At 45.9% G+C, this 26,180-nt stretch carries 17 protein-coding genes and 1 other annotated feature; of the genes, 12 read left to right on the plus strand and 5 right to left on the minus strand.

What is annotated here, in order from left to right; translation table 11 throughout:
* Positions 1-30 precede the first annotated feature (30 nt).
* From MHI51_RS08285 to pulA, 11 genes are all read left to right on the plus strand, one after another.
* A complete protein-coding gene (locus MHI51_RS08285; RefSeq protein WP_405173757.1) occupies positions 31-1,206 on the plus strand; it encodes a galactokinase in 1,176 nt (391 codons plus the stop codon).
* Between the two features lie 4 nt (positions 1,207-1,210).
* A complete protein-coding gene (gene galE, locus MHI51_RS08290) occupies positions 1,211-2,197 on the plus strand; it encodes a UDP-glucose 4-epimerase GalE (RefSeq protein ID WP_405173758.1) in 987 nt (328 codons plus the stop codon).
* Positions 2,198-2,251: 54 nt separating this feature from the next.
* Complete coding sequence (locus MHI51_RS08295; protein ID WP_076218462.1) at positions 2,252-3,832, plus strand: UDP-glucose--hexose-1-phosphate uridylyltransferase; 1,581 nt, start codon at positions 2,252-2,254, stop codon at positions 3,830-3,832.
* 163 nt (positions 3,833-3,995) lie between these two features.
* Complete coding sequence (locus MHI51_RS08300; protein WP_076218461.1) at positions 3,996-5,159, plus strand: iron-containing alcohol dehydrogenase; 1,164 nt, start codon at positions 3,996-3,998, stop codon at positions 5,157-5,159.
* Between the two features lie 690 nt (positions 5,160-5,849).
* Entirely contained in the window at positions 5,850-6,386 is a 537-nt protein-coding gene (locus MHI51_RS08305; protein ID WP_076184696.1) for a protease, read from the plus strand.
* Positions 6,386-7,978, plus strand: coding sequence for a flotillin family protein (locus tag MHI51_RS08310; protein WP_139330125.1), 1,593 nt, complete (start codon positions 6,386-6,388; stop codon positions 7,976-7,978). The genes MHI51_RS08305 and MHI51_RS08310 overlap by 1 nt, the downstream gene beginning before the upstream one ends.
* Before the next feature lie 410 nt (positions 7,979-8,388).
* The gene (gene glcT / locus MHI51_RS08315) at positions 8,389-9,267 is read left to right on the plus strand and encodes a glucose PTS transporter transcription antiterminator GlcT (protein WP_076126370.1); all 879 of its coding nucleotides are present in this window, start codon (positions 8,389-8,391) and stop codon (positions 9,265-9,267) included.
* A 265-nt stretch (positions 9,268-9,532) separates the two neighbouring features.
* Complete coding sequence (gene ptsG / locus MHI51_RS08320) at positions 9,533-11,602, plus strand: glucose-specific PTS transporter subunit IIBC (protein WP_076135917.1); 2,070 nt, start codon at positions 9,533-9,535, stop codon at positions 11,600-11,602.
* A gap of 98 nt (positions 11,603-11,700) precedes the next feature.
* Complete coding sequence (locus MHI51_RS08325; protein WP_076126374.1) at positions 11,701-11,976, plus strand: HPr family phosphocarrier protein; 276 nt, start codon at positions 11,701-11,703, stop codon at positions 11,974-11,976.
* Positions 11,969-13,681 carry a phosphoenolpyruvate--protein phosphotransferase gene (gene ptsP / locus MHI51_RS08330; protein ID WP_405173759.1) on the plus strand — a complete coding sequence of 571 codons (1,713 nt, stop codon included), beginning with the start codon at positions 11,969-11,971 and terminating at the stop codon, positions 13,679-13,681. Before MHI51_RS08325 ends, ptsP begins: the two co-directional genes overlap by 8 nt.
* Before the next feature lie 380 nt (positions 13,682-14,061).
* Positions 14,062-16,449 carry a type I pullulanase gene (gene pulA / locus MHI51_RS08335; RefSeq protein WP_341001588.1) on the plus strand — a complete coding sequence of 796 codons (2,388 nt, stop codon included), beginning with the start codon at positions 14,062-14,064 and terminating at the stop codon, positions 16,447-16,449.
* A gap of 61 nt (positions 16,450-16,510) precedes the next feature.
* Here pulA and MHI51_RS08340 read toward each other — a convergent pair whose 3' ends face one another.
* From MHI51_RS08340 to MHI51_RS08360, 5 genes are all read right to left on the minus strand, one after another.
* Positions 16,511-18,124, minus strand: a complete 1,614-nt coding sequence (locus tag MHI51_RS08340) for a sensor domain-containing diguanylate cyclase (RefSeq protein ID WP_076277649.1) — start codon at positions 18,122-18,124, stop codon at positions 16,511-16,513.
* A 413-nt stretch (positions 18,125-18,537) separates the two neighbouring features.
* A complete protein-coding gene (locus tag MHI51_RS08345; protein WP_143761960.1) occupies positions 18,538-19,710 on the minus strand; it encodes an ABC transporter permease in 1,173 nt (390 codons plus the stop codon).
* Entirely contained in the window at positions 19,707-20,405 is a 699-nt protein-coding gene (locus tag MHI51_RS08350) for an ABC transporter ATP-binding protein (protein WP_076135911.1), read from the minus strand. Before MHI51_RS08350 ends, MHI51_RS08345 begins: the two co-directional genes overlap by 4 nt.
* Positions 20,402-21,862, minus strand: a complete 1,461-nt coding sequence (locus tag MHI51_RS08355; protein ID WP_405173760.1) for an efflux RND transporter periplasmic adaptor subunit — start codon at positions 21,860-21,862, stop codon at positions 20,402-20,404. The genes MHI51_RS08350 and MHI51_RS08355 overlap by 4 nt, the downstream gene beginning before the upstream one ends.
* 2 nt (positions 21,863-21,864) lie before the next feature.
* Positions 21,865-24,447, minus strand: coding sequence for a hypothetical protein (locus MHI51_RS08360; protein ID WP_405173761.1), 2,583 nt, complete (start codon positions 24,445-24,447; stop codon positions 21,865-21,867).
* Between the two features lie 265 nt (positions 24,448-24,712).
* Positions 24,713-24,998, plus strand: a binding site (T-box leader).
* 60 nt (positions 24,999-25,058) lie between these two features.
* On the opposite strand from MHI51_RS08360, the gene pheS reads away from it, so the two are divergent.
* Positions 25,059-26,093 (plus strand): phenylalanine--tRNA ligase subunit alpha, encoded by a 1,035-nt coding sequence (gene pheS / locus MHI51_RS08365; RefSeq protein WP_076126387.1) that lies wholly within the window; start codon positions 25,059-25,061, stop codon positions 26,091-26,093.
* Positions 26,094-26,180 lie beyond the last annotated feature (87 nt).

The following is a 26,180-nucleotide window of genomic DNA, read 5'->3' on the forward strand; positions in this document are numbered from 1 at the left end:
CTGAAGCAGCGAAAGGATGGAGTGGCATTAATGAGCATACAGGAACTTAATAACAAATTTATTGAAAAATATGGGGTGAGCGGGGAAGAGGCTAAGGTGTTTTATGCACCAGGTCGTGTCAATCTCATCGGAGAGCACTTGGATTATAACGGCGGGTATGTACTTCCCGCAGCTTTGGAATTCGGTACAACGCTGATTGTGCGTCCACGTAGTGACAGCAAAGTGAATTTTGCATCAACTAATTTTCCTTACGAAGCTTCTATTGATTATAGCGAAATTGGCAAGGCCAAAACGGGTGAATGGATTGACTATCCGATTGGGGTAATGGTTGAGCTGGATAAGAAAAGCACACCAGTATCCAAAGGGTACGATCTGCTGTTCCATGGCGATATTCCGAATGGAGCAGGCTTGTCCTCCTCGGCCTCTCTTGAAGTCGTTACTGCTTATGCGTTCCTGACTCTCGAAGGTGGCGATACAGACACTGTTGAGATTGCACTTTTGTCCCAGCGTGCTGAGAACCAGTACGTAGGTGTAAACTCCGGAATTATGGATCAGTTCGCAGTTGCTAACGGCAAACGCGATCATGCGATCCTGCTGATGTGCGACACACTTGAGTACAATTTGGTACCGTTCATCACAGGTTCATACAAATTGGTTATCGGCAACACGAACAAACGCAGAGGGCTTGTAGATTCCAAGTACAATGAACGCCGTCAGCAGTGTGATGAGGCATTGGCTATTTTGCAAAAAGAAGTGCCTTCACTAGCTTATCTGGCACAGCTTAATCGTGAACAGTTCGAAGCACATCAAGATAAAATCACAGACGAAATTGTAAGACGCCGCGCTCGCCATGTTGTGGAAGAGAATCAACGCGTGCTAGATTCCGTTGAGGTATTAAAAAACAATGATCTGAAGCAGTTTGGACAGTTCATGAATGATTCGCATGCGTCCTTGCGCGATTTGTATGAAGTTAGCTGTGCAGAGCTTGATATTATGGTTGAAGAAGCTGGGCGCATCCCAGGTACACTCGGTTCCCGTATGACTGGCGCGGGTTTCGGAGGCTGTACAGTATCTTTGGTACATGAAGATGATGTAGAACGTTTTATTCGTGAAGTTGGTGAAGTCTATACCACAAGATCTGGTTTGGTTGGCGAGTTCTACGTTTGCGGCATCGGTAATGGTGTCCAAGAATTGAAGGGAGTGTAATCAGATGGCGATTTTAGTAACAGGTGGAGCAGGGTATATTGGGTCCCATACTGTAGCGGAGCTGCTGGATCGTGGTGAAGAAGTGGTGGTCCTCGACAATCTGCTAACAGGGCATCGTGAGGCGTTGCTGGGTGGCAAGCTGTACGAAGGTGATCTGCGTGATAAAGAACTGCTGGGTAAGCTGTTCGCTGAAAATGAGATTGAAGCGGTTATCCATTTTGCTGCAAGCTCTTTGGTCGGAGAAAGCATGAAGGACCCTGTAAAATATTATGACAACAACGTATATGGTACACAGTGTCTTCTAGAAGCTATGCAAAAAGCGGGCGTGAACAAGATCGTATTCTCGTCCACAGCCGCAACCTACGGCGAACCGGAAAAGGTGCCGATTGAAGAAACAGACCGCACTGAACCAGCCAATGTGTATGGAGAAACTAAGCTGACCATGGAACGGATGATGGCTTGGTTTGATAAAGTACTGGGCATTAAATACGTAGCATTGCGTTACTTCAATGCAGCTGGCGCACATGCCAGTGGCAAAATCGGTGAAGACCATCGTCCAGAAAGTCATTTGGTGCCGCTGGTATTGCAAACGGCCTTGAAGCAACGTGACAGTATCGCAGTTTTCGGAGATGACTATCCTACAGAAGACGGTACTTGTGTGCGCGACTACATCCATGTCAGCGATCTGGCTGACGCCCATGTTCGTTCGGTAACTTACCTGCGCAGCGGAAGCAGCAGCAATATTTTTAACCTGGGCAATGGACTTGGATTCTCGGTAAAACAGGTGATTGAAACGGCGAAGAAGGTTACTGGACTTGAAATTCCTGTAGTCATTCAAGAACGCCGTGCCGGCGATCCGGCTGTGCTGGTAGCTTCTTCTGACAAAGCGCGTAGCGTCCTTGGATGGAACCCGCAGCATGCAGATTTGGAAGATATCATTCAAAGTGCATGGAACTGGCACTCTGCCAATCCGCAAGGATACGGAGAATAAGGGACTTTAGGTTAGCTTATCTTGAACTTGAGACCCTACTTAAGGAGAATTAAAATGCACAACGAGAATAAGATTACACCTGCTGGCCAGAAAGCATTACATGCGATTGAGCAGCTTGTTCTGTTCGCACTGCGCCAGCAGCTTATAGCTCCATCCGATGAAGATTATAGCCGTAATGTGCTGCTCGAACAGTTCGGTTTCAGTGAGCCGCATGTAGGTGATATCGATCAAAGTCCATTGGAAGGGCCGCAGGCTCCACTCGATGCACTGATTGATTATGGTTTTGAAATCGGATTGATCCCAGAGAATAGTGACACTTACCGTGACTTGCTGGATGCCAAGATTATGGGACTTCTCATGGCCCGTCCTTCGGATGTAAATGCTGAGTTCTATAGTCTGACCGCTGAAAAAGGCATCTCCGCGGCTACAGACCGTTTTTATAAATTGAGCATTGATTCGAACTATATTCGGATGGATCGGATCTCGAAGAATGTCTACTGGCTGCAGGATTCGCCGTACGGAGACATTGAAATGACGATCAATTTGTCCAAGCCTGAGAAAAATCCGAAGGAAATCGCAATGGCTCGGCTGCTCCCGCCGCCAGTCTATCCGAAATGTCTGCTGTGCCGTGAGAATGTAGGTTATGCCGGACGGATCAATCATCCGCCGCGCCAGAACCTGCGTATCATTCCGCTTAACCTGAATAATGAAAAATGGTTCTTCCAATACTCGCCATATGTTTATTACAATGAGCACTGCATTGTATTCCATCATGATCATGTGCCAATGAAGCTCACCAAGGATACCTTGAAGCGGCTGCTTTGCTTCGTGGAATCATTCCCGCATTATTTTATTGGCTCCAATGCAGACTTACCGATTGTTGGCGGCTCTATTCTGACGCATGACCATTTTCAGGGCGGACGCCACACATTCCCGATTCAAAAAGCGCCTAAGGAAGATACATTTACACATGCTTCTTATCCGGGTGTCAGCATTAATATCGTAAAATGGCCGATGTCCGTATTGCGCTTAAATGGAGAAGATCCTGCGGTTCTATTGGAATGCGGAAATGCGCTTTATGAAGCTTGGAAAGCCTACAGCGATCCAGAGGCGGAAGTGCTAGCCTTTAGTGAGGTTGACGGTGAAGTACAACCACATAATACCGTTACTCCTATCGTACGCCGGGCCGAGGACGGCAGCTTCGAGATGGATCTTGTGCTGCGGAATAACCGGACTAATGAGCAATATCCTGAAGGGATTTTTCATCCACACCGGGAAATGCATCATATCAAGAAAGAAAACATCGGCTTGATTGAAGTTATGGGACTGGCGATTCTGCCGGGCCGTTTGAAGGAAGAACTCGATTCCATCGCAGGTATTCTTGCAGGAGATCAAGCGCTGTTAGAAGCGGTGAAGAATGACCCTAGTCATTCTCTTGCGCAGCATGCGGCTTGGATTCAGGAGCTGGTGGAGCGATTCGGAACTGCACTGCAACACGAGGAAGCGCTCAAGATTGTGCAGAACGAAGTTGGCATCAAGTTTACGCATATTCTTGAACACGCTGGCGTTTACAAACGGACTCCAGAAGGTCAAGCGGCTTTCCGCCGTTTCGTAACAAGCTTCGGCGCTTTGTAGTAAGTGAATTTGGATTTAAGGATGTCCTCTAGCCTATGGGCTTGGGGCATCTTTTTTTATTCGGAATGACGAAACCCAGCCACCTAATTTGAATGCGGGTAATCAGAGGTTTATAATACGAAGGAGTAAGACATTATGAATTAACTACTGGAGGTTTACACATATGCGTAAATTTGAATTTTATAATCCTACCAAGCTGATTTTTGGACAGGGTACCCTTGAAGCCTTGAAGACAGAGGTGCCTAAGTACGGTAAAAATGTGCTTTTGATGTACGGTGGCGGCAGTATCAAGCGCAGCGGTTTGTACGATAAAGTAGTTGCTGAGCTGAGTTCAATAGGCGCTACAGTGACTGAACTCTCTGGAGTAGAACCCAATCCACGTCTTTCCACAGTACATAAAGGCGTAGAGCTGTGCCGGGAGCATAATATTGACCTTGTTCTTGCAGTAGGGGGCGGAAGCGTATTGGACTGCGCAAAAGCTGTTGCTGTTGGAGCGAAATATGATGGTGATATGTGGGACTTTGTAGAGCGTAAAGCAGCGGCTCAAGACGCGCTTCCACTGGGCACAGTGCTGACAATGGCTGCTACGGGATCTGAAATGAATAACGGCTCCGTAATTACAAATGAGGTTACTAAGGAAAAAATGGGCTGGGGCAGCGTGCATGCCTACCCGGCATTCTCGATTCTTGATCCAGAGAACACTTTTTCTCTGCCACGTGATCAGACCGTTTATGGCATGGTGGACATCATGTCGCATGTTCTGGAGCACTATTTCCATACAGACGGCAATACACCGGTACAAGACGGGTTCTGTGAAACTTTGCTGCGCACTGTAATTGAAACCGCGCCGAAGCTTATCGAAGATCTGAACAACTACGAGCTGCGTGAGACCATTATGTACTGCGGTACGATGGCGCTTAACGGAATGGTCAGCATGGGTTTTGCCGGAGATTGGGCGACTCATAATATCGAGCATGCAGTGTCGGCTGTATACGATATTCCGCATGGCGGAGGTTTGGCGATTCTGTTCCCGCAATGGATGAAATATAATCTCAGCACAAACCCTGCGCGTTTCCGTCAGCTTGCAGTAAATGTGTTCGGAGTTGAACCTGCTGGCAAAACTGATGCAGAAATCGGGCTGGAGGGTATCGAGGCTCTGCGCAATTTCTGGGATTCCATCGGTGCGCCGAAGACACTCGGAGATTATGATATTGATGACAGCGAGATCGGGAGTATGGCTGACAAGGCTGTTCGTTTCGGAGCATTTGGTAATTTCCGCAAGCTTGAGCGTGAAGACGTAGTTGAGATTTATAAAATGGCTTTGTAAGTAATTCTTCTACGAAAAGAAACCTTTGTCTTTATTCCAGAAGTCACAATAGAATGTCAAAGAAGCGATTCCTCCGTTATGGAAGAATCGCTTCTTTGTATTTATGTTCTAGTGTGACTTGCTCCTCTTTCTATACTTTCCTGTCGCTCTCATCCCAAGGTTTCGCTGCCGCTGACCGTACCTCCGCTGCTGCTGGGGTACCTCATCAATCACTGTTCGCACCCGTAATCTAATCCGTCGACCGTCCTCGGGAGTCTTACGGACCTAGCTGACGTTATTTGCGAATTTTCAGCCTTTTGAGCAAGTTTTCGGACACCAGAGACACTATTGCTTCGAAATGGTCTCATATTTGCTTATTTTCATGCCAATAGAGACTATGCGGTCCGATAGCATACCAAAAGTCGGATAAATCGGCGAATAGGGTCTGCTGAGTCCGATGGCCGAGGTGCGTAAGCAGCATAGCCTCTTCATACGCGCGAGAGTGTTACCCAACAAAAATCCGCGCTTCACCAACTATGGGACGGCCTTTAGGACAACCCAGCACATGTAATAAAATAGTGCCAATGTGAGCATGCTTATCCTCTGAATGGAACTTATTTGGGTGAATATCCAAAGATTGTGAAACCAAGGACCTACTTTGTACGTTTAATGTAATATGACAGTCCTGATTGAAGACAGGAGGAAATAAAAATGCAAACGCTGTATTTAGGCTGCTTGGCGCTAGGCGTCATATTTGCCATAGTCAGCGTCCTGGTGGGAGATCTGATCGGAGATGCCTTGCATGGGGTCTTTGATTTCGTATCCGTAGATTTTCTGAATCCCACCGTACTGGCAGGAGGGATAACCGTGTTCGGCGGAGCGGGCATTCTTCTAACCCGGTACAGCGCTCTGGAAGCTGGGGCGATCATTGCTTTGTCTTTGTTAGCCGCCGCTTTTTTGGGAGTACTTATGTATCTAGGGGTGGTTAAGCCCATGGAAAAAAGCGAAATGTCCAATGGTTTCTCAATGAGTGATCTGCCTGGCAAGATCGGGGAAATCACAATTCCTGTTCCCGCCACTGGTTATGGTGAGATTATGGTAAAGTTTGGCGCCGGCAATAGCCTGCATACGGCAGCAAGCTTTGATCATGAGCTGCTTCCGGCAGGGATTAAAGTTGTTGTAGTGGAGGTTAGAGAAGGCGTTGCATTGGTGTCAGAATTCGAAAAGAGAAGAGGAGTGGATCTTTAATGTTCGGTATTCCTGAGTATTTGTTAGTCCCTGCTGTTGTCGTTGCTGTTTTGTTTGTGCTAGGGATCGCATTCTGGGCACGTTACAAAACGGTTGGACCCGATGAAGGGATGATCGTAACGGGGTCGTTCTTGGGGAAAAATCATATTTCAGACGATGGTTCTGGTCGTAAAATAAAGATTGTACGCGGGGGCGGGGCCTTTATACTCCCAGTCTTTCAGAAGGCTGAATTTATGTCGCTTCTTTCTCATAAACTCGATGTGACGACCCCGGAGGTATACACCGAACAAGGGGTTCCGGTTATTGCCGACGGTGTGGCGATCATTAAAGTGGGTAGCTCAACGGAAGATGTGGCGACAGCTGCTGAGCAATTTATGGGCAAACCGATTGAAGCACTGAAGAGCGAAGCACAAGAAGTTCTTGAAGGTCATCTGCGGGCCATTCTCGGTTCGATGACCGTTGAGGAAGTATATCGTAACCGTGACCGCTTTGCGCAAGAGGTTCAAGGCGTGGCGGCACGTGATCTTAAGAAAATGGGTCTGCAAATTGTTTCCTTTACCATCAAGGATGTGCGAGACAAACATGGATATCTAGAGGCACTGGGTAAACCGCGGATAGCTGCTGTGAAGCGGGATGCAGAGATCGCTGAAGCAGAAGCAGTGCGGGATGCGAGAATTCAAAAGGCAAACGCAGAAGAGCAAGGGCAAAAAGCTGAGCTGCTGCGGGATACGAATATTGCCGAAGCCTCCAAGGAAAACCAGCTTAAGGTGGCTGCGTTTAAACGGGATCAGGATACAGCGAAAGCGGAAGCCGATCAGGCTTATCATATTCAAGAGGCACGTGCAAAGCAGACCGTTGTTGAAGAACAGATGAAGGTTGAGCTGGTACGTAAGGAACGTGAAATCGATTTGCAAGCCAAAGAAATTCAAGTCCGCGAGAAGCAGTATGATGCTGAAGTGAAGAAAAAAGCAGAAGCGGATCGTTATGCAGTAGAGCAAGCGGCGGAAGCCGATAAGGCGAAGAGAATGCGTGAGGCAGATGCCTTGCAATATAGTATTGAAACGCAAGCTAAAGCGACATCTGAGCAGAAGCGTCTTGAAGGTCAAGCGATGGCGGATGCAGAGCTGGCTAAAGGTACAGCGGATGCTGAGGTTATCCGGTTGCGCGGTCTAGCGGAAGCAGAAGCCAAAGAGAAACTGGCGGAAGCTTTCCAGAAATTCGGCGAAGCAGCGGTGCTCGATATCATCGTCAAAATGCTGCCTGATTTGGCTGGCCAAATTGCGAAGCCGCTGGCATCTATTGATAAACTTACCGTTGTAGATACCGGTAACGGGGAAGGTGCAGCCCGGGTCAGCAATTATGTGACTCAGCTAATGTCCACCGCTCCAGAGATGTTGAAGAGCGTCTCAGGGATTGATGTAGAGGCACTGATCAAGGGGTTGACCTCTAAAGCTTCCGGAAGCAAAGGAGCATCAGTTACACCAGTCGCACCTGTTGCACCAGCTACACCTGCAACTTATATTCAGCCATCAGTAACATCTAGTACAGCCAGCGAGACTTTAACTTCTGTGCCTGAACAAAAGGAAAAATAGTTTAATGCAATTTATATGGATTTAATTTACTTAAGGTATGACTGGCAAAGCTGCTGGTCATACCTTAATCTTTATGTTTTGATCTGTTTTGATCTAAATTAGACAACATGATAAAAAGCTCATGCGTTTACAGGTGATTTTTGATAAACCTTATAGCTTATCGGCATCCCGTGGGAATTATTGTATATACAGACATCGACGCTTTCACTGGTGTTTAAAGATTTTTTCAGGTAAAATAAAAGCCTTTAAGGCTGTTCACTCTGATCTACTAGCTTAGTAAGGACACAGAGTGTTCTTCTAATATGCAATTCTTGGTGTTATGATGGTAGCAAAGCTTGTATTCATCGTACGATTTCTTATTGCGTATGCTGCTGGAAGTTAGGTGTTTAGAAATAAAAGAGGTGTCAAAAATGAGTAGCATAACAGTGGCGAAGGTGTTGAATAACAACGTTATCATTGCCCAGCATCCTCAATATTCCGAGGTTGTAGTTATCGGTAAAGGGATAGGGTTTAACCGCAAGCTGCGTGATCAGATTAATCTATCCTCCGTGGAGAAGATGTTTATTCTTCGCAGCCAGGAGGAACAGGAACAATATAAACAGCTTCTTCCCCAAGTGGATGAGAAGTTGATTGAGGTCGTTCAAGAAATAGTATTACATATTATGCATTGTAGCCGTCAGCCGCTTAATGAGCATATTCACATTGCACTTACCGACCATATTTCTTTTGCTATCCGTCGTTTCGAACAAGATATCCCAATTCATAATCCATTTTTGTATGAAACTAAGGAGATTTATCCTGAGGAATATAAGATGGCAGAATATGCGATTGGAAGGATCAATGAGGCTATGGGCGTGGAATTGCCGGTGGATGAGATAGGTTTTGTGGCTCTTCATATTGTCAGTGCACTTAGTAATAGGCAAATTTCCGAGGTTAGACAACATTCTCTCTTGATTGGAGAGCTGGTTGGGTTAGTCGAGAATTATCTGGACTATCGAATCCCACGTGATTCACTTGATTACTCAAGACTGGTAACCCATCTGCGATTCGTTCTAGAAAGATTACGCCGTGGAGAGGCGGTACAAGAGACCTCAACCCTGGATGGACTCATGAAACGGGAGTATCCTGAGATGTATTCGTTGGCTTGGAAATTAACAAAAATTATCGAACAGCGTGTGCGAATTCCCGTGTATCAAGCTGAGGTGAGTTATTTGACGATTCACCTGCAGCGTATTGCCCAGAAAAAAGTGGACGAACAAGATATGGACAAGAATGGTGAAGCTCCTTAAAGTGCAAAAGTTGTAACAAATCATGGTTTCAAAAAAAACGCTTGCCACTTAAAAAAAACGATGCTACAATGTTCACTGTCATCAACAAAACAGAATATCGAGCGTGTAACTGATTCGATCAGGCATGAGTGAATTACAGTATTTTGGTTGTTAACCCCCTTCTTGGGGCAATCTAACGATAGCGTTAGATTACAACTTCTATACTGTGTTGCTCATGCCTTTTTTGGCATCTGTTTTAGTGAAATTAATGAAAGGAGTAACCTAAATGTTTAAAAAGTTGTTTGGTGTTTTACAAAGAGTTGGTAAAGCTCTGATGCTTCCAGTAGCTATTCTGCCTGCGGCAGGTTTGCTTCTTGGAATAGGAAACATGCTGGTAAACCCAGACTTCCTGCAATATGTTCCAGCACTGGAGAACCATGTTGTTCAGGCTGTTGCCAACGTATTGATGAACTCAGGACAAATTGTATTTGATAATCTAGCCTTACTCTTCGCGGTGGGGGTTGCGATAGGTTTAGCCGGCGGTGAAGGTGTTGCAGGTCTAGCTGCCATTATCGGTTTCCTCGTAATGAACATTACGATGGGTACAGTTATTGGCGTTAATGATTACGTCCTGAGCCAAGGCGACTTCTCGTATGCCAGCGTATTAGGGATTCCAACACTGCAAACAGGGGTGTTTGGAGGTATACTCGTCGGGATATTGGCTTCGGCCATGTACAAGCGATTCTTCAAAATTGAGCTTCCTTCTTACCTGGGTTTCTTCGCAGGTAAACGTTTCGTACCGATCATGACGGCGGTAACAGCTCTAATCTTGGGCTTGTTACTAACAATAGTATGGCCACCTATTCAACATGGTCTGAACTATGTGTCACAAAGTATGATTGATACGAACAAAACGCTTGCAGCGTTTATCTTCGGAACGATCGAGCGTTCGCTCATTCCTTTTGGACTGCATCACATTTTCTACTCTCCATTCTGGTATGAATTTGGTACCTACGTTGATAAAGCTGGAGAATTGGTACGTGGTGACCAACGGATCTTCATGCAGCAGCTTCGCGATGGAGTAGACTTCACAGCAGGGACATTTACTACAGGTAAATATCCATTCATGATGTTTGGTCTTCCAGCAGCGGCTTTGGCTATCTATCATGAAGCTAAACCTCAGAATAAAAAGATCGTCGGAAGTTTGATGATTTCCGCGGCATTGACATCGTTCTTGACAGGGATTACCGAGCCGCTCGAATTCTCGTTCCTATTCGTGGCTCCGTTGCTGTTCGCTGTACATGCTGTGTTTGCAGGTCTGTCCTTTATGACTATGCATATTCTGGATGTTAAAATCGGCATGACATTCTCGGGTGGCTTTATCGATTTTGTGCTCTTTGGTATTATCCCGAACCGTACAGCTTGGTGGCTGGTCATTCCGGTAGGTCTGGTCCTTGCCTTAATTTATTACTTCGGCTTCCGGTTTGTAATTCGGAAATTCAATCTTATGACACCGGGTCGTGAAGAAGATACGAATGAAGAAGAAGAAGTGAATACGGAGTCTGTCTCCAGAGCCGGTGATGATCTACCGCGGAACATTTTGTCCGCTCTAGGTGGTAAAGAAAACATCACTCATTTAGACGCTTGTATTACCCGCCTTCGTGTTGAAGTTAAAGATAAGGCAGGCGTAGACAAGAACCGTCTTAAGAAACTTGGTGCATCAGGTGTGCTGGAAGTGGGTAATAACGTTCAAGCGATTTTTGGCACACGTTCAGATACGATTAAATCGCAGATTCAAGATGTGATTAACGGAAAGACACCTGCAGCTTCAGCAGCTCCAGTAGTGGTTACTCCAGAGCCAGAAGAAGAACAACAGGCAGGTGAAGCTGGTGAAGCGATTATCAAGGAAGATATCGTATCTCCAGTAAACGGTGAATTGTTGGATATCACAGAGGTGCCAGATCCAGTATTCTCCCAAAAAATGACGGGCGACGGCTTCGCGTTCCTATCCGAAGATGGGAAGATTGCTTCACCGGTTTACGGTAAGGTATTTAACGTGTTCCCGAGCAAACATGCCATCGGTATTATGTCTGACGGAGGCAAGGAAGTGCTAGTTCATATTGGGGTTAATACGGTTAAGCTTAAAGGTCAAGGCTTCACGGTATTAGTTGAAGAGGGCGATCTTGTAGCGGCTGGACAACCGATTATGGAAGTGGATTTAGAGTATGTAAAAGCACATGCACCTTCTGTAATCTCACCTGTTATTTTCTCTAATTTACCAGAGGGCTCTTCTGTGACATTGAAGAAGCCGGGTAAGGTTTCTATAGGAGACCAAGACATCATTACGATTCAGTAAAAGTGCAAGGGCCGATGCTTCCTTGTTCATACAAGGAAGCGAAGCTTTCACTATAAATTTAAAATACTTTAATAACAGAAAGCGAGTTGGATAATATTATGCAAAAAACATTCAGAATTGTCGATGAAGATGGAATTCACGCACGTCCAGCAACTGCCTTGGTAAATACAGCAACAAAATTCAAAGGTACAGAAGCATATGCAGAAGCTAAAGGTAAAAAAGTAACTTTGAAATCCATTCTTGGCGTATTATCATTGGGTCTTGAAGCTGGGGATACTTTGTCTTTAATTACTGAAGGAAGCGAAGAAGCAGAAGCTTTGAACGCTCTTCAAGAAGTAATGATTAAAGAAGGGCTAGGGGAAATCCATGAATAAGATTTCAGGAATCGCGGCTTCAGCAGGGATTGCAGTAGCCCGTGCTTTTATCCTGAAACATCCGGATTATACGATTACGAAGACAAGTATCAGTGATACTGAAGCAGAAGTCGCTAAGTTGAATGATGCACTCGCCAAATCAAGAGTGGAGCTGCAAACGATTAAAGAGCGTACTTTGGCAGAGCTGGGGGAGAAGAAGGCTGAGATTTTCGAATCACATCTGCTTATTCTTGATGACCCAGAGCTGATCAATCCTGTAATTGATAAAATCCGTGAGGAATCGGTTAACGCGGACTATGCGCTAAACGAAGTGGCTACGCAATTCATTGAGATGTTCGAAAATATGAAGAGTGCCTATCTGCAGGAACGTGCAGCTGACATGCGTGATGTTACCAAGCGCTTGCTGAACCACCTGCTGGGCATTCATTATGTAAGTCCTGCAGAAATCAGTGAAGAAGTAATCGTGATTGCTCAAGATCTAACACCATCGGATACAGCACAGCTTAATCGTAAGTTCGTTAAAGGCTTCACAACGAACATTGGTGGACGTACTTCCCACTCTGCGATTATGGCACGTTCTTTGGAAATTCCAGCGGTTGTTGGAACTAAAACGGTTCTGTCAGAAGTGAATTCTGGCGATTTGGTGATTGTCGATGGTCTGAACGGAGACGTTCTGATCAATCCTAGCGAAGCTGAAGTGGCAGAGTACACTCGCAAGCAGGAAGCTTACGACTTGCGAATCGCAGAATGGAAGAAACTTCGCGACGAACCTACAGTATCAGCAGACGGTAAACATGTTGAACTAGCTGCCAATATTGGTACACCAAATGATGTGAATGGTGTCATTGAGAATGGTGGCGAAGGTGTAGGTCTGTACCGCACTGAGTTCCTTTACATGGGTCGCGATAAGCTGCCTTCTGAGGAAATTCAATATAACGCCTACCGTACTGTACTTGAGAACATGAAGGGTAAGCCGGTAGTCGTACGTACCCTGGATATCGGTGGCGATAAAGAGCTGCCTTATCTTGACCTTCCGAAGGAAATGAATCCTTTCCTTGGTTTCCGTGCGATCCGTCTTTGCCTGGATCGTCAGGATATTTTCCGTACTCAATTACGCGCATTACTAAGAGCAAGTGTTCACGGGGATCTTCGCATTATGTTCCCTATGATAGCTACGCTTGGTGAATTCCGTGCTGCACGTGATCTTTTGCTCGAAGAGAAAGCTAAGCTTCGGGAAGAAGGTAAGGAAGTATCAGACAACATTCAGCTTGGCATAATGGTTGAGATTCCATCAACTGCTGTACTGGCTGACCAGTTTGCTAAGGAAGTTGATTTCTTCAGTATCGGTACGAATGATCTTATTCAATATACAATGGCTGCGGACCGTATGAATGAACAGGTATCTTACCTGTATCAGCCTTACAATCCAGCCATCCTGCGTTTGGTCAAAAATGTAATTGATGCAGCCCATGCAGAAGGTAAATGGACGGGGATGTGTGGTGAAATGGCTGGTGACGCAACAGCTATTCCGCTGCTACTGGGTCTTGGTCTCGACGAATTCAGCATGAGTGCAACTTCCATTTTGCCAGCGCGTAGTCAAATATCTAAATTGTCGGCTGCCGACATGAAGGATTTGGCTGCAAAAGCGTTGCAGCTTGGCACGGCTGAAGAAGTCGCTGCGCTTGTTCAAAGTATCGCTAAGTAACTTTTTACGCATGCATTAATCCGTTTTAGCGTTCTACTGTTTTTCCAACTACTATTGCCGACTTCCGATGGCTGGAGGTCGGCTTTTTTATGTTTTTTAACCTATAATTTTCTGTAATTCGACCTCATTTACTGTTCACTGTTTATTTTCTTTATTGCGCAGATGTCTATACCGATAGTATTAGTAATGAGCATAAAGTCGATAAGGAACCCAAACCTATAAATATGTCGTACATATAATAGTAAGGATCCATAGAAAGTTTATACTCCATTTGCCGACTTGCAGCGCTGTGCAAGTATTAATATGAAATGAATTGGTAATATATGGACTTATAAGCAACCCCACAGGTTAGGTGGGGAGCCATAGGATGGTGTTAATTCATGAGTAAAAATTATATAAATGCAGAATTGATGATGGAAGTCTACGAGGGCAAGGATTTAGGCTTGACGTATTCAACGGAGTACAGTGTATTTAAAGTCTGGGCACCTACGGCACTTGCTGTGTCCCTTGTACTGTACGAAACAGGTGGGCATCAACTGAATACTGAGTCACCAAAGAGTGCTATGGACAATGGTCGTATTGTATATATGCAGCGTAGTAATGGTGGAGTCTGGCAGACCAAGTTATCAGGTGATCTAAAAGGGAAATATTATATGTACCGTGCTGTTTTTGCAGATGGCAATGTGACGGAAGCAGTAGATCCTTATGCAACAGCGGTATCTGCAAATGGTTTAAGATCAGCAATCGTTAATTTGCAGGATACGAATCCAGAACATTGGGATCAGGATGTAGCGCCTCCGTTACAGCATCCTGCCGACGCAGTGATTTATGAACTGCATGTTCGTGACTTCTCCTCACATGAGAGCTCAGGTATGCATTATAAGGGTAAATTCAAAGCATTTACCGAATTTGGATTAAAGGATTCGGCAGGAAATACAGTGGGGATTGATCATCTGGCTGAATTAGGGATTACCCATGTACATCTGATGCCGGTATTTGATTTTCAGACCGTGGATGAGCTGAAGGTGGTCAATCGGGGTTCCTCCATAGCTAATGTGGACTACAATTGGGGGTATGATCCCCAGCATTATAATGTACCTGAAGGATCTTACAGCACCGATCCTGCCAATCCTGGCTTGCGGATTCGTGAATTTAAAGAGATGGTGCAGGCCTTACACAGCCGCGGGATCGCGGTAATTATGGATGTCGTTTACAACCATACGTATGCTGTGGAGAATGGCCCCTTTGAACCGCTTGTCCCAGATTATTTCTATCGCCGCGATTTTACGGGACGTTTGTCGAATGGCTCCGGGGTTGGCAATGAGCTGGCTACAGAACGTCCGATGGTCCGTAAATTTATTAAGGACTCCTTATCTTATTGGGCTTCGGAATATCATATGGATGGTTTCCGGTTTGATCTAATGGGACTGATGGACAGTGTTACCATGCGGGAGATTACCGAAGAGCTTCGGCTAGAAGTGAATCCGAATCTGTTGCTTTACGGTGAACCTTGGACGGGTGGAGATTCTCCGCTGGCCACTAAAACGCTAAAAGGTGTACAACGGGGCAAGGGCTATGCTGTCTTCAACGATAACTTCCGTTCAGCAATCAAAGGGGATAGTGATGGCTTCGGAAGAGGGTTCGTGACAGGCGAATACGGCAAAGAAGGTGCTATTGCAGCCGGAATTAAAGGAGCAATTCATGAGTTTACGGACTCGCCTGTGGAATCGGTGAACTATGTAACTGCCCATGATAATTTGAATTTATGGGATAAGATGCTTATCGTTCAAGGAGGGAGTCAGGAAGCTGATTTTCCGGTAATCGCTAACATGAATAACGAAGATCTGGAAGAGGCAGTGGCCCTTGCCAATCCATACGTGAATGTAGATCAGGAGAATATTCTCGGTAATGAAACTGTACGTCGATCCTTGCTTGCTAACGGAATGATTCTGACCTCGCAGGGGATTCCTTTCCTGCATGCTGGGGATGAGCTCCTGCGCAGTAAATTTGGAGATCATAACAGCTACCGCAGCGGTGATGCGGTCAACTCGATCCGCTGGAATATGAAAAGTGCATTTAAGCCCGTATTTCAATATTATAAAGGCCTGATCGAGCTGCGGCGTACACATCCGGCATTTCGTCTGCATGGCCGCCAGGAAATTGAACGCTCCTTAGAATTTCTGCGTTGTGATGGCGGAATAGTATCGTATCTGATTAGAAGCCATGCAGGAGGCGATCTCTGGAACAATATTACCGTTGTCTTCAATGCTAATAATGACCGGATGTCGGTATCACTTCCTGAGGTTGCTGATAGTTGGAACGTAGTAGTAGACCATACCCGTGCCGGGATAGAAGCCATCCGCAGAATCGAAGGCAATGAGGTAGAGGTGGAAGGGTTGTCGATGATGGTCCTTTATGATGAATGTGGTGAGCCAGCCCCACGCTCTAAAATTATCGAAATACACTATGAACGCCCAGATCAGAATTACCAAGGCTGGAATCTTTGGGTTTGGGATACAGGAATCCAGGATGGACAATGCGATTTCCGTTATATGGAGAACGGGCGTGCAGTAGCCCGTATCGAAGTGCTGCCAGATACCCAAACTATCGGATATATTTTGCGGCTTAATGATTGGGAAGAAAAAGATGGGGACGGAGACCGTTTCATTGATTGTTCTACGAATGGAGAGTTAACCAAGGTCTTAGTTCGGGATCGTGATCAGGAGATTGACGAAATTTCAGAAGATCATCTTCGGTTAAGCAGTTAGAGGCCATACAAAAAAAGCTGTTTCAGGGTTGATTTTTCCTGAGACAGCTTTTTATTTGCTCTTATGGTTTTACAATGGTCTGGTTAGCTAAACCTTCGTCCACAAGCTCGTAGTAGAGATGGGCTTTATTGCCACCATGGTCTTTGGAGCGATACATCGCCAAATCGGCGGCACGCAGCAGTTCATTAATACTGCTTCCGTGTTCAGGAAATAAAGCGACTCCGATACTCGCGGAGGTGTGGAAGCTGGACCCGTTATCAACAGACCAAGACTTGTTGAACAGTTTAAGTAACCGCTGCAGTGTTTCATCAAGCATCTCTGGAGAAGTGAATCGATGCAGTACAACTGCGAACTCATCTCCGCCGATCCGGAAGGCCTGACCTATTCCTTTAACCGTATGCTGAAGTTCACGGGAGAGCAGCTGAAGAAATTCGTCTCCAGCCAGATGGCCTAAGGTATCATTTAGCTGCTTGAATCTATCACAGTCCAGCAGGGCAAGCGCAATATTTTGCCTCCGTCCTTCGGGTTGGGTGATAAGGTTCTCCATATACATTTTGAAATGAGCCCTGTTGGGAATCGCTGTTAAATGGTCATAGAAGGCTAGCTTATGTAGTCGTTCTTCGTATTGTTTTCGCTGGGTAATTTCCCGAGATAACAGCATAAATTGTGCTGGGAATTTACGGCTGCCGAGAACAGGTGACACCTTAGTTTCAAGCCATACCCACTGACCTTCTGCTCCGCGCATGCGCAGTTCAGAAATACGCGGAGTTCCCTGAACAACACTTTTTAATTTAGCCCAGGCAATTTCCGGTTCACGTATGTAGTTGGATAACGGATCTCCTTTTTTAGGCACATAGCCTAGAATACTGGAGTGTGAGGGAGAAGCATATAGAATCAACCCGTTGGGATCCGTCAAAATAATGAAATCAGACATGGTTTCACCGATAAGCTGATAAAGTGTTTGTTCTTCCAGCATTTCATTCTGGAGCCAGATGATTTTGCGTCCAAGGTAAATAATAACTAGGAGAAACACAAATAAGAGGAGTGAATAAAGAGAGAACAAAGCGCTTTTTTTATCTCCAAATCCATCCGTTACTTGCAAGGCGTAGTTGCCAATCAAGTCCTCTGCTTGATCGAGATGTGTCCTAGCTTCATTGAATTGCGAGTTTAGGGTGAGCGCAGAATATGAATCTGGGTTCCAGCTGCTCTTCGTCCGTTCTGTTATTAGCGTATACCCTGAATTTTTCCATTTGATAATGGTAGTTTCGAAGGAGCTGAGCTCGTTTTTTAATTCGGAAAGGATAATTCCACTTTGTTTCATATCACTGTAAGGGTTTTTTATAGCGTTGATATTTGATCTTGCTACACTTATTCGTTCCTCCGCTTGAAGATTATTATCTATAAACTCCTTAGTGAACTGTTCACCTTCTGCGGCTGTTAGGTTTGGACCCATTGCGATTTGCAAGGCTACAGCGGCTTGATGCAGATCACGATCCGCGCTCAGTATGAGCTTAGAGTTCTGATATATATCATCATAAAGAGAATCTGACAATCTATTAATCGTGTAATTTAAATAGAGTAGCGAGGCGACGCTGATCCCAACCAGAAGGACGGAGATTGCAGCGAAGACATAGAATAGTTTGCGTGTTACCTTGAACTCAAAGAATCCTGCCACAGTCATCTTCTCCCTGTATAAGATGATTAAGAAAATCTATTGCTGCTTAAGTAGAACCTGCAGAACGCAATCTATGGTCAGGCGTAATTTAATACATTCACTGATGTTTGAAGGTGCTTTTGGGATAAAAGAGGTGTTGTATACATAGTGGGAAAACATAGGAAAGTGTACGTGTGAGTAAATGGTAGTTTCTAGTATATCAAGTATATAGGACGTGCTGCTTATAGAGCAATCTTTACTCAGATAATAATCAAAATGACAAAATTTAAAGTTTAGTGTATGGGCCTATTGAATTATCTATATTCAAACCGATGGTTCCTATTACCCAACTCGAGCATAAATGATACCTTTTACAGCTGCTGAAAAAAACTGCCCTTAGTCATCTTAATGACTATAGGACAGCTAATCATTCATTATTCGTTACGCAGTGCGTGAATGGGGCGAAGTCGTGCGGCTTTGTTCGCAGGCATCATTCCAAAAATCACGCCGATGAGTAAGGAGAAAATAAAAGAAATCAGTACCATATCCCAAGCAATGGAAACTGTAAGTGCAGAGTATTTACCCAGCAGCCAACTGCCCGCGATACCAATGCCGACCCCAAGCACCCCACCCAAACCGCTGAGCACGATGGATTCAATCATGAATTGAGCGAGGATATCGAATTTTTTGGCACCAATTGCTTTACGGATACCAATCTCACGTGTTCTTTCATTGACAGATACGATCATGATGTTCATGATTCCGATGCCGCCGACAAAAAGTGAGATGCCTGCTATGCCTGCAAGCGCCATGGAAAGTGTATCTGTTGTGGAATTGACAGTTTCCAGCATTTCCTGAGAATCAAACACACTAAAAGCATTATCCGCATAATTGAATTTAGCATCAAGCGTACTTTCCAGTTTTTCTTTTGCAGCTGCTACAGTATCTGCTGAAGTTGTCTTAATGGTGATGGAACGGACGCCTTTACTTTTTAATTGGCGTTCTGCCGCGCTTATAGGAATGAGTATGATATCGTCGTTGGAACCACTTAGACTGGAGCCTTTTGTTTCTAAAAGCCCAACGATTTTATAGCTAATTCCGTTTAACTGGACCTTCTGCCCTACAGGATTGTCTGTACCGAATAAATCTTCGGCCGTACCTGAACCGATCAACGCTACCTTTTGCCGGTATTCGTTATCAATGTCAAGCAAGAAGCGGCCTGCCTGTACATGAAAATCCTTTACCTCCTCATAAGAGGGGGTGATTCCTTCTACAGTTACACTAACGTTGTCTGTTTTATTCTTGGCTGTAGCATTGCCGCTGATCACAGGAGCTACATTTGCTATACCCTCTATATCCCCTAGAGCAAGGGCTTCCGCATAGGTGAGAGAGGTAGTCGCCCCACGGCCAGTAATGTTTACAGTGAGTTGGTTTGTGCCTAGTCCGTTTAGCTGCTCTGTGATCTGTGAAGTAGTTCCTTGCCCAACAGAAACAAGAATGATGACCGAAGAGACTCCAATAATTATCCCAAGCATCGTTAAAAAAGCTCTAACCTTACTGCTGTTGATGCTCTTCAAGGCCATTCGCATGCTTTGGTACAATTTCACCCCGCATTCCTCCGATCTTCCACGAGGTTGCCATCCTGAATACGAATAATCCGCTCCGCTTGTTTAGCTATTTCCAGATCATGTGTGATAAGGATGATGGTATGTCCTTGCTTATTTAACTCACGTATCATTTGCATGACTTCCTGCCCCGTCCGTGTATCCAGTGCCCCGGTTGGTTCATCGGCGAGTAGAATAGGGGGAGATCCCGCCATAGCCCGGGCAATCGCTACCCGCTGTTGCTGTCCTCCCGAAAGCTCAGAAGGGCGGTGATGCATCCGATCCTCCAGCCCTACTTTAATGAGTGCTTCCTGTGCTAGTTGTCTTCTTTCCCGATGGGGGAGGCCACGATAAATCAATGGCAGCTCCACATTTTCAATGGCTGACAGCTTGGGGAGCAGGTTGAAATTTTGAAAGATAAAGCCGATCTTCTCATTGCGGATCGTTGCGAGCTTATTGTCGGATAACTTGCGAACCTCTTGTCCATCTAGAAGATAACTTCCTTCATCAGAGATATCGAGGCAACCAAGCATATTCATGAGTGTTGATTTACCAGAACCGGAGGGACCAATAATAGCTACGAACTCCCCCAGATCAATTGTAAAGGAAAGGCTATTTAAGACCGTCATGGTTTCTCCGGCCATTGTGTAGCCGTGGGACATGTCGTGAACTTCGATCAGAGGTGCTGAAGCACTCATCTGCCGCCACCTCCGCCACCACCTGGTGCGCTGCCCATACCACCAGCGCCACCTCCGGTGAAGCCGCCACCCCCACTAAAGCCACTGCCGCCGAAGCCAGCGCCACCCATACTGCCCATACCACCTCTAGTTTCCGTTTCCGTGCTGGTTGTTCCGGTTTTCGTAGAGATTACGGTAGGGATGATCACCTGGTCCCCTTCATGGAGTCCGCTGACAATTTCAATGCTGCTCTCATCATGGAGACCCACTTCGACAGTGACCATCTGTCCTGAGCTATTGCCGCGATTTCTTCCACCGGCAGCGCCGCTGCGAGCGTCAGGAGCCCCGCTGGGCATAGCGCCGCCGCGAGCATCAGAAGCCCCGCTGGGCATAGCGCCGCCGCGAGCGTCAGGAGCCCCGCTGGGCATAGCGCCGTCGCGGGCGTCAGGAGCCCCGCTGGGCATAGCGCCGCCGCGGGCGTCAGGGGCACCGCTAGGCATTGGTACTTGGCCCTCGCCAGCAGTTTTGGAAGTTGTGACTGAACCCGCTGCTAGAGGAATAGAAACTGTGTATTTTCCGTTTCTTTCTTGTACAGCTTCAATAGGTACTGTTAATACATCCTTTTTCTCAGCAGTGGTTACTGAAACTTCCGCAGACATTCCAACAAGAGCACCTTCGGAGCTTGTTAGACCTATGGTAACATCGAAGAGGGAAACACCGTTTGAGGCGGTGCCCTCATTAGCTATTTTCGTAACCGTTCCCTTGAATTCCGTATCAGGCAGAGCATCCAATGAAATAGTGGCAGGCATCCCTAGCTTTACAGTAGGAATATCAAGCTCATCCACCTGCACAACTACACTTAAATTAGCATAATCGGTAATGTCGATGAGTTCAGAGCCGTCCATGGCTTTTTCGCCGCTTGCAATATTAACTGTCGTTACAGTTCCATCAATAGGAGCCGTTAACGGATCAGGAGGAAGCATATCTTCTTGGACAGAAGCTATTTTTTCCTGTTGCGCCGAAATGTCGGTTTTGGCCTTTTCAATCGAACGTTTGGCATTGCCTAGCTCATCTTCTGATGCACCTGCCACGGCCAGCTTCTTATATTGCTCCTGCTTGTCCTCAAGATCGGTCTCAAGCGAGGCAAGTGAAGTTTGCTCCTGCTTAAGATTGTCACTCAGATCATTGCCTTCAAAGGTAATCAAAGTCTGGCCTTTTTTCACGAGATCGCCCTCTTTGACAAGAACCTCAGCTGCGGTCCCGCTGTCCTTCGTTTTTACTTTACCAGTTTCTGTAGCAATCACGGAGCCGGCTCCGGATACACTAACTACGATATCGCCCTTTGTAACGGTAGCTGTGTTAACAGGCACTTCAGCGGCTTGACTGTTCTTATCAGGTAACAATGTATAAACCAGCATTCCTGCTGTGGCTACAACTACAACTCCAAGAGTCCAGAACACTATTTTTTTCTTCTTCATTTCTATCCTCCATAGCTCATCATATTAATGCCCGATGTATTGCTGGTGTCTGGTTCTGTGCCAGAAGTAGAGTTGCTGTTCGAAGTCGTTGATGCCGCCTGATAAGTGACAACATAGGTTTGTGTTCCCAGCAGATTTCGATGGCCTTGGAATTCGTCGTATAGATTCAACCGGATTGCGCCGCCACCCAGTGTTTTGTACAGGCTGCTTGTGAAGGTTGTGGTGTACGACTTGAAGGTACCTAATTGTAGATCTGTGCCAAGCGTTAATGTTTTTTCCATGCTTTGTCCTAAGGGGTCAATCAGCTCCAACACCAGTTTGTGCTCATAGGTGCCTGATTCATAAAGCGTGCTGGCTGACATGTTGTAGGTTAGGACAGTGCTGAGCGTATCTTTACCAGCGGTGACGGTGGCGACTGCATTTGTAACGGATAGGGTATAAGGAAACATTTCCACGTTCAAAAGATTGCCTTTGGGCTCCACCCCCAACTGGTTCAGTCCAAGCGATACCGTATTGATGTAACCCGTCGATTGACCGTCAGGAGCGGTAAGCTTGCCTTCAGAAACACCCTCCCCGATGTAAAGGACAAGGTTCGCTGGATCTATACCGAGAGGGAGCTTACTCCAGAGGGTGACCAGACTTTTTCCGTTAGGACTGGTGGAGGTTTTGGACTGGGTGACTTCGGCTTCATAATATTGATTGTCTTGTGTTTTGTAATAGGCTACGAGTTGAGCCTGTTCGGATTTACGCGATTCCTCACTGTTCATTTCTAGTTCTGTGTACAAGAGATTTGAATCTGTACCTGGGTACACGAGGTTCCGGCGTACAAGTAATTCCGCTTTTTTACCTTCAAGCTCAAGATGGAAAGAATTTTCAGCTGCAACACTCTGTACCCGGCTGTCCAGTTGGGTAGTACTTAGAGAAAGGAAGTTAAGCTTACTTTCACCTGAAGTTTCTTGCAGGGTGATTTTTAATTGATTGAAAGTATAGCTATAAGGAACATTGGCTACGACATACACAGCAGCCGATTCATTTGGACCGAGGATGGTTTGCGTACTTTCTGAGACAACCTGGGAAGTGCTGCTGATGTCACTTTCTCCAGCTTTGACGACACTTGTAAGCGCAGGAAGCTGAACAGAGGTTGATTTAGTGTTGCGAATGTTGATTTTAGCCACGATCTGGTCTTTGTCAGACCAAGGGAGTCTTTGAATGTTTGCAATTTTGACAACAAATGTACCGTGACTGTTCTCAATGGGGTATTCCGTGTCCTGCCAATTGTTAGTTTGCAGCGTGTAAGGGATCTGATAATAGGCGGTAGGAAAAATGATCTTGCCCTCAGCAGCCGGCTCAGTCATTTGCAGCTGCAATGTTCCTTGATTGAGTGTGAGTGGTACATCTGCGCTGAGTTCAATAATCTTTTCTTCAAGCGGTTTCAATGTTAGGCTGGCAAAATCCTTCGTATCTACCGGAAAGCTATACCCTTCAGCGGCTTTAATAGCAAGTTCATAGGCAGGCACATTCACTGCTTTGTTGCCGCTATTTTTGATGCGGAACTGTAGTGTCCACTTTGCGTTGCCATTGTCAGCATAGACGTTAGCCGTTTTCAGCTGTGTTTCGACTGTATTATTGCTGATTGTAAGCTTCTTCGTGACATTGCTGGCTACGACAAGATCCGGTGTTGTTGCAGCGGGGAGATTGTAGGCGACAACCGGCAACGCTATTTTTAATGAGGCATCTTCTCCGGCAAATTGCAGCGCCATGTTGTCTGTCTTCATATAAGAAGGGATTTCCGTCAAATAGTAGATCGTCTTCTTTTCCTGAGGCTGTACTTTATAGCTGGTGCTGGTGTCATCAAGTGCGAGTTCAAATACAGATCCTCCAGCGGAAGCGAGGTATCCTTTAAGTCCAGTATCACTGAGTACCTTGGTTCCTTGATTAGTGAAGCTAACGCCAACCTTGGCATAGACCTTACCGTTATATTTATAAATTTGCAGGCTCTCTGCCTTGGTGGTTACAGGGAGATTGTTTAGGGTGATCTTTTTACTCTGCCCTCTGGCGACAGCTTGTGAATATCCTGTTGGTACGGTGAAGTTCCCTAGCTTTTTTTGATAATCGGTGGTGTTGAAGTCCCATCCGTACAATGAAATTTTGACCCCGTTTAAAGAGGTGGATTTGCCGATGTTTACATAGTAGGTGATAGATTGACTGCTTTTCGCGGCAATAGATTTGATGGTTGCACTGCTGGTAATAGAGCTTCCTTGAATAACTGTACCGCCGCTAGTAGTTACTTTGGAGAAAAAGTCCACCAGATTGAGGCTAGCGTTGCTTCCATTAGAGTAGCTGAGTGTGTATGTAAGAATATTTCCGCCATCCTGAGTTAATAAGCTGACATCCGTCAGCTTTGCGCTGATGTTAGTCTTCAAGGCTATGGAGCCTAGTTTATCCAGAGCGGATACGGAAGCTGTTGTTGCTATTTTGGTGGATGTAGTCCCGGCCGAAGCGGCATGAGCTCCATACGCTGCAGATTGGCTAAGCACAGCTGTGCTTAGCAGCACCGCGGCTACTTTTATTCTCCGTACATGCATTTGATTTCCTCCCAATAGGATAGTTAATAGTCTGCGAAGGTGCACCCGAGTGGATAAGCAAGCCTTCCTAGTAATGGAAATTATCAAGCTCCGCTGAATGTTAGCTGAAGAAAAGTTGGGAAAATGGCTCTGAAGCTTAAAGCCAGCTTAAAAGAAGATAAAAATTAGCCTAATTTTGTCCAGCTTGTCAAAACGACAGATTTTGCATATAATAAAGAGACATATCTCTTGTAGTAAAGAGATACCTGACAATTAGCATGAATTGTGAAATGCAGTGATGGAGAAGAGTACACAGTGCCTGACTTACAGGGAGGAGACGCCGCGGATTGAGAGCGTTTCTAAGAAGCAGAGCTGTCGAAGTTCACTCCGGAGCAGTTCCCTGAATTCCTTAAGCTGTCTAATAGGGAAGGGTAGGGGATACCGGTCACAGACCGTTATTTCTGTATAAAGTGAGATAGGTATCTGTCCAGCCAAAAGAGGGAATGAAGCTCTTAAGGGGAACAGATCAGCTTGTCTAACAAGGGTGGTACCACGGTCTTTTCGTCCCTTACCGGGAGGAAAGGCCTTTTTTTGTTGAACTAGACAATGATTGAAGGGGGCTGTACACGGCCATGAAAGAGAAGTTGGAAGCATTGAAGGTTGAAGCGCTGGCTAAGCTGCAGGAGGTTATGGATCCGCAGGTACTAAATGATCTAAGAGTGAAGTATCTCGGTAAAAAAGGTGAGCTTACAGAGGTTCTGCGCGGTATGGGAGGACTTAGTGCTGAGGAACGTCCGGTAATCGGGCAAGTAGCGAATCAGGTTCGCAGTGCTATTGAGGAGATTATCGGCGCAAAGCAGGAGGCTTTTCAAGAGCAGGAAACCCAGCAACGTCTGCAGGCTGAAAAAGTAGACGTAACCTTACCGGGTCGCCGTATGCAGCAAGGGGGCATTCACCCGCTTAGCAGAGTCGTACAGGAGATTGAGGATATTTTTATCGGCATGGGCTACCGTGTAGCTGAAGGCCCGGAAGTAGAGACCGATTATTATAACTTTGAAGCTCTAAATCTGCCTAAGAATCACCCGGCACGTGATATGCAGGATTCTTTCTATTTAACGGATGACCTGTTAATGCGCACACAAACCTCGCCGGTACAGATTCGTACTATGCAGGCTATGAACGGTGAAGCTCCGGTAAAAATCATCTGCCCGGGTAAAGTATTCCGCCGTGATGATGATGATGCAACGCATTCCTTCCAGTTCCACCAAATCGAAGGTTTGGTCATTGGAAGTAACATTCGAATGAGTGATCTGAAGGGCACCCTGCAACAATTTGTGCAGGAGATGTTTGGACCGAATACAGGCATTCGTCTTCGTCCGAGCTTTTTCCCATTCACTGAGCCAAGTGTTGAAGTAGATGTAAGCTGCTTCAAATGTGGCGGCGATGGCTGCAGACTATGCAAGCAAAGCGGATGGTTAGAAATCCTTGGCGCAGGTATGGTGCATCCAAATGTACTGAAAATGGGTGGCTATGATCCTGCTGAGTACAGCGGCTTCGCTTTCGGAATGGGTGTAGAGCGGATTGCAATGCTTAAATACGGCATCGATGACATCCGACATTTCTATAGTAATGACATGAGTTTTGTGAAGCAATTCAAGGGCGTTTAGTTTTTGTGGGCGCGCTGGCTGATAGTGGCGGAGAATGGCTTTGGAGCGTTCTCCCACAGGAAGCAGCGCGAACGACAGTGAAATAAA

It is taken from the genome of Paenibacillus sp. FSL H8-0260 (genome assembly GCF_045040625.1).
Taxonomy (GTDB): Bacteria; Bacillota; Bacilli; order Paenibacillales; family Paenibacillaceae; genus Paenibacillus_AQ; species Paenibacillus_AQ odorifer.

What these genes read in the sequence shown, in the direction of transcription:
- galE (WP_405173758.1), top strand. Translation starts at nt 1,211, where the DNA reads ATGGCGATTTTAGTAACAGGTGGAGCAGGGTATATTGGGTCCCATACT.
- pulA (WP_341001588.1), top strand. Translation starts at nt 14,062, where the DNA reads ATGAGTAAAAATTATATAAATGCAGAATTGATGATGGAAGTCTACGAG.
- MHI51_RS08355 (WP_405173760.1), bottom strand. Translation starts at nt 21,862, where the DNA reads ATGAAGAAGAAAAAAATAGTGTTCTGGACTCTTGGAGTTGTAGTTGTA.
- MHI51_RS08350 (WP_076135911.1), bottom strand. Translation starts at nt 20,405, where the DNA reads ATGAGTGCTTCAGCACCTCTGATCGAAGTTCACGACATGTCCCACGGC.
- glcT (WP_076126370.1), top strand. Translation starts at nt 8,389, where the DNA reads ATGAGTAGCATAACAGTGGCGAAGGTGTTGAATAACAACGTTATCATT.
- MHI51_RS08325 (WP_076126374.1), top strand. Translation starts at nt 11,701, where the DNA reads ATGCAAAAAACATTCAGAATTGTCGATGAAGATGGAATTCACGCACGT.
- MHI51_RS08285 (WP_405173757.1), top strand. Translation starts at nt 31, where the DNA reads ATGAGCATACAGGAACTTAATAACAAATTTATTGAAAAATATGGGGTG.
- MHI51_RS08295 (WP_076218462.1), top strand. Translation starts at nt 2,252, where the DNA reads ATGCACAACGAGAATAAGATTACACCTGCTGGCCAGAAAGCATTACAT.
- ptsP (WP_405173759.1), top strand. Translation starts at nt 11,969, where the DNA reads ATGAATAAGATTTCAGGAATCGCGGCTTCAGCAGGGATTGCAGTAGCC.
- ptsG (WP_076135917.1), top strand. Translation starts at nt 9,533, where the DNA reads ATGTTTAAAAAGTTGTTTGGTGTTTTACAAAGAGTTGGTAAAGCTCTG.
- MHI51_RS08305 (WP_076184696.1), top strand. Translation starts at nt 5,850, where the DNA reads ATGCAAACGCTGTATTTAGGCTGCTTGGCGCTAGGCGTCATATTTGCC.
- MHI51_RS08310 (WP_139330125.1), top strand. Translation starts at nt 6,386, where the DNA reads ATGTTCGGTATTCCTGAGTATTTGTTAGTCCCTGCTGTTGTCGTTGCT.
- MHI51_RS08360 (WP_405173761.1), bottom strand. Translation starts at nt 24,447, where the DNA reads ATGCATGTACGGAGAATAAAAGTAGCCGCGGTGCTGCTAAGCACAGCT.
- MHI51_RS08300 (WP_076218461.1), top strand. Translation starts at nt 3,996, where the DNA reads ATGCGTAAATTTGAATTTTATAATCCTACCAAGCTGATTTTTGGACAG.
- pheS (WP_076126387.1), top strand. Translation starts at nt 25,059, where the DNA reads ATGAAAGAGAAGTTGGAAGCATTGAAGGTTGAAGCGCTGGCTAAGCTG.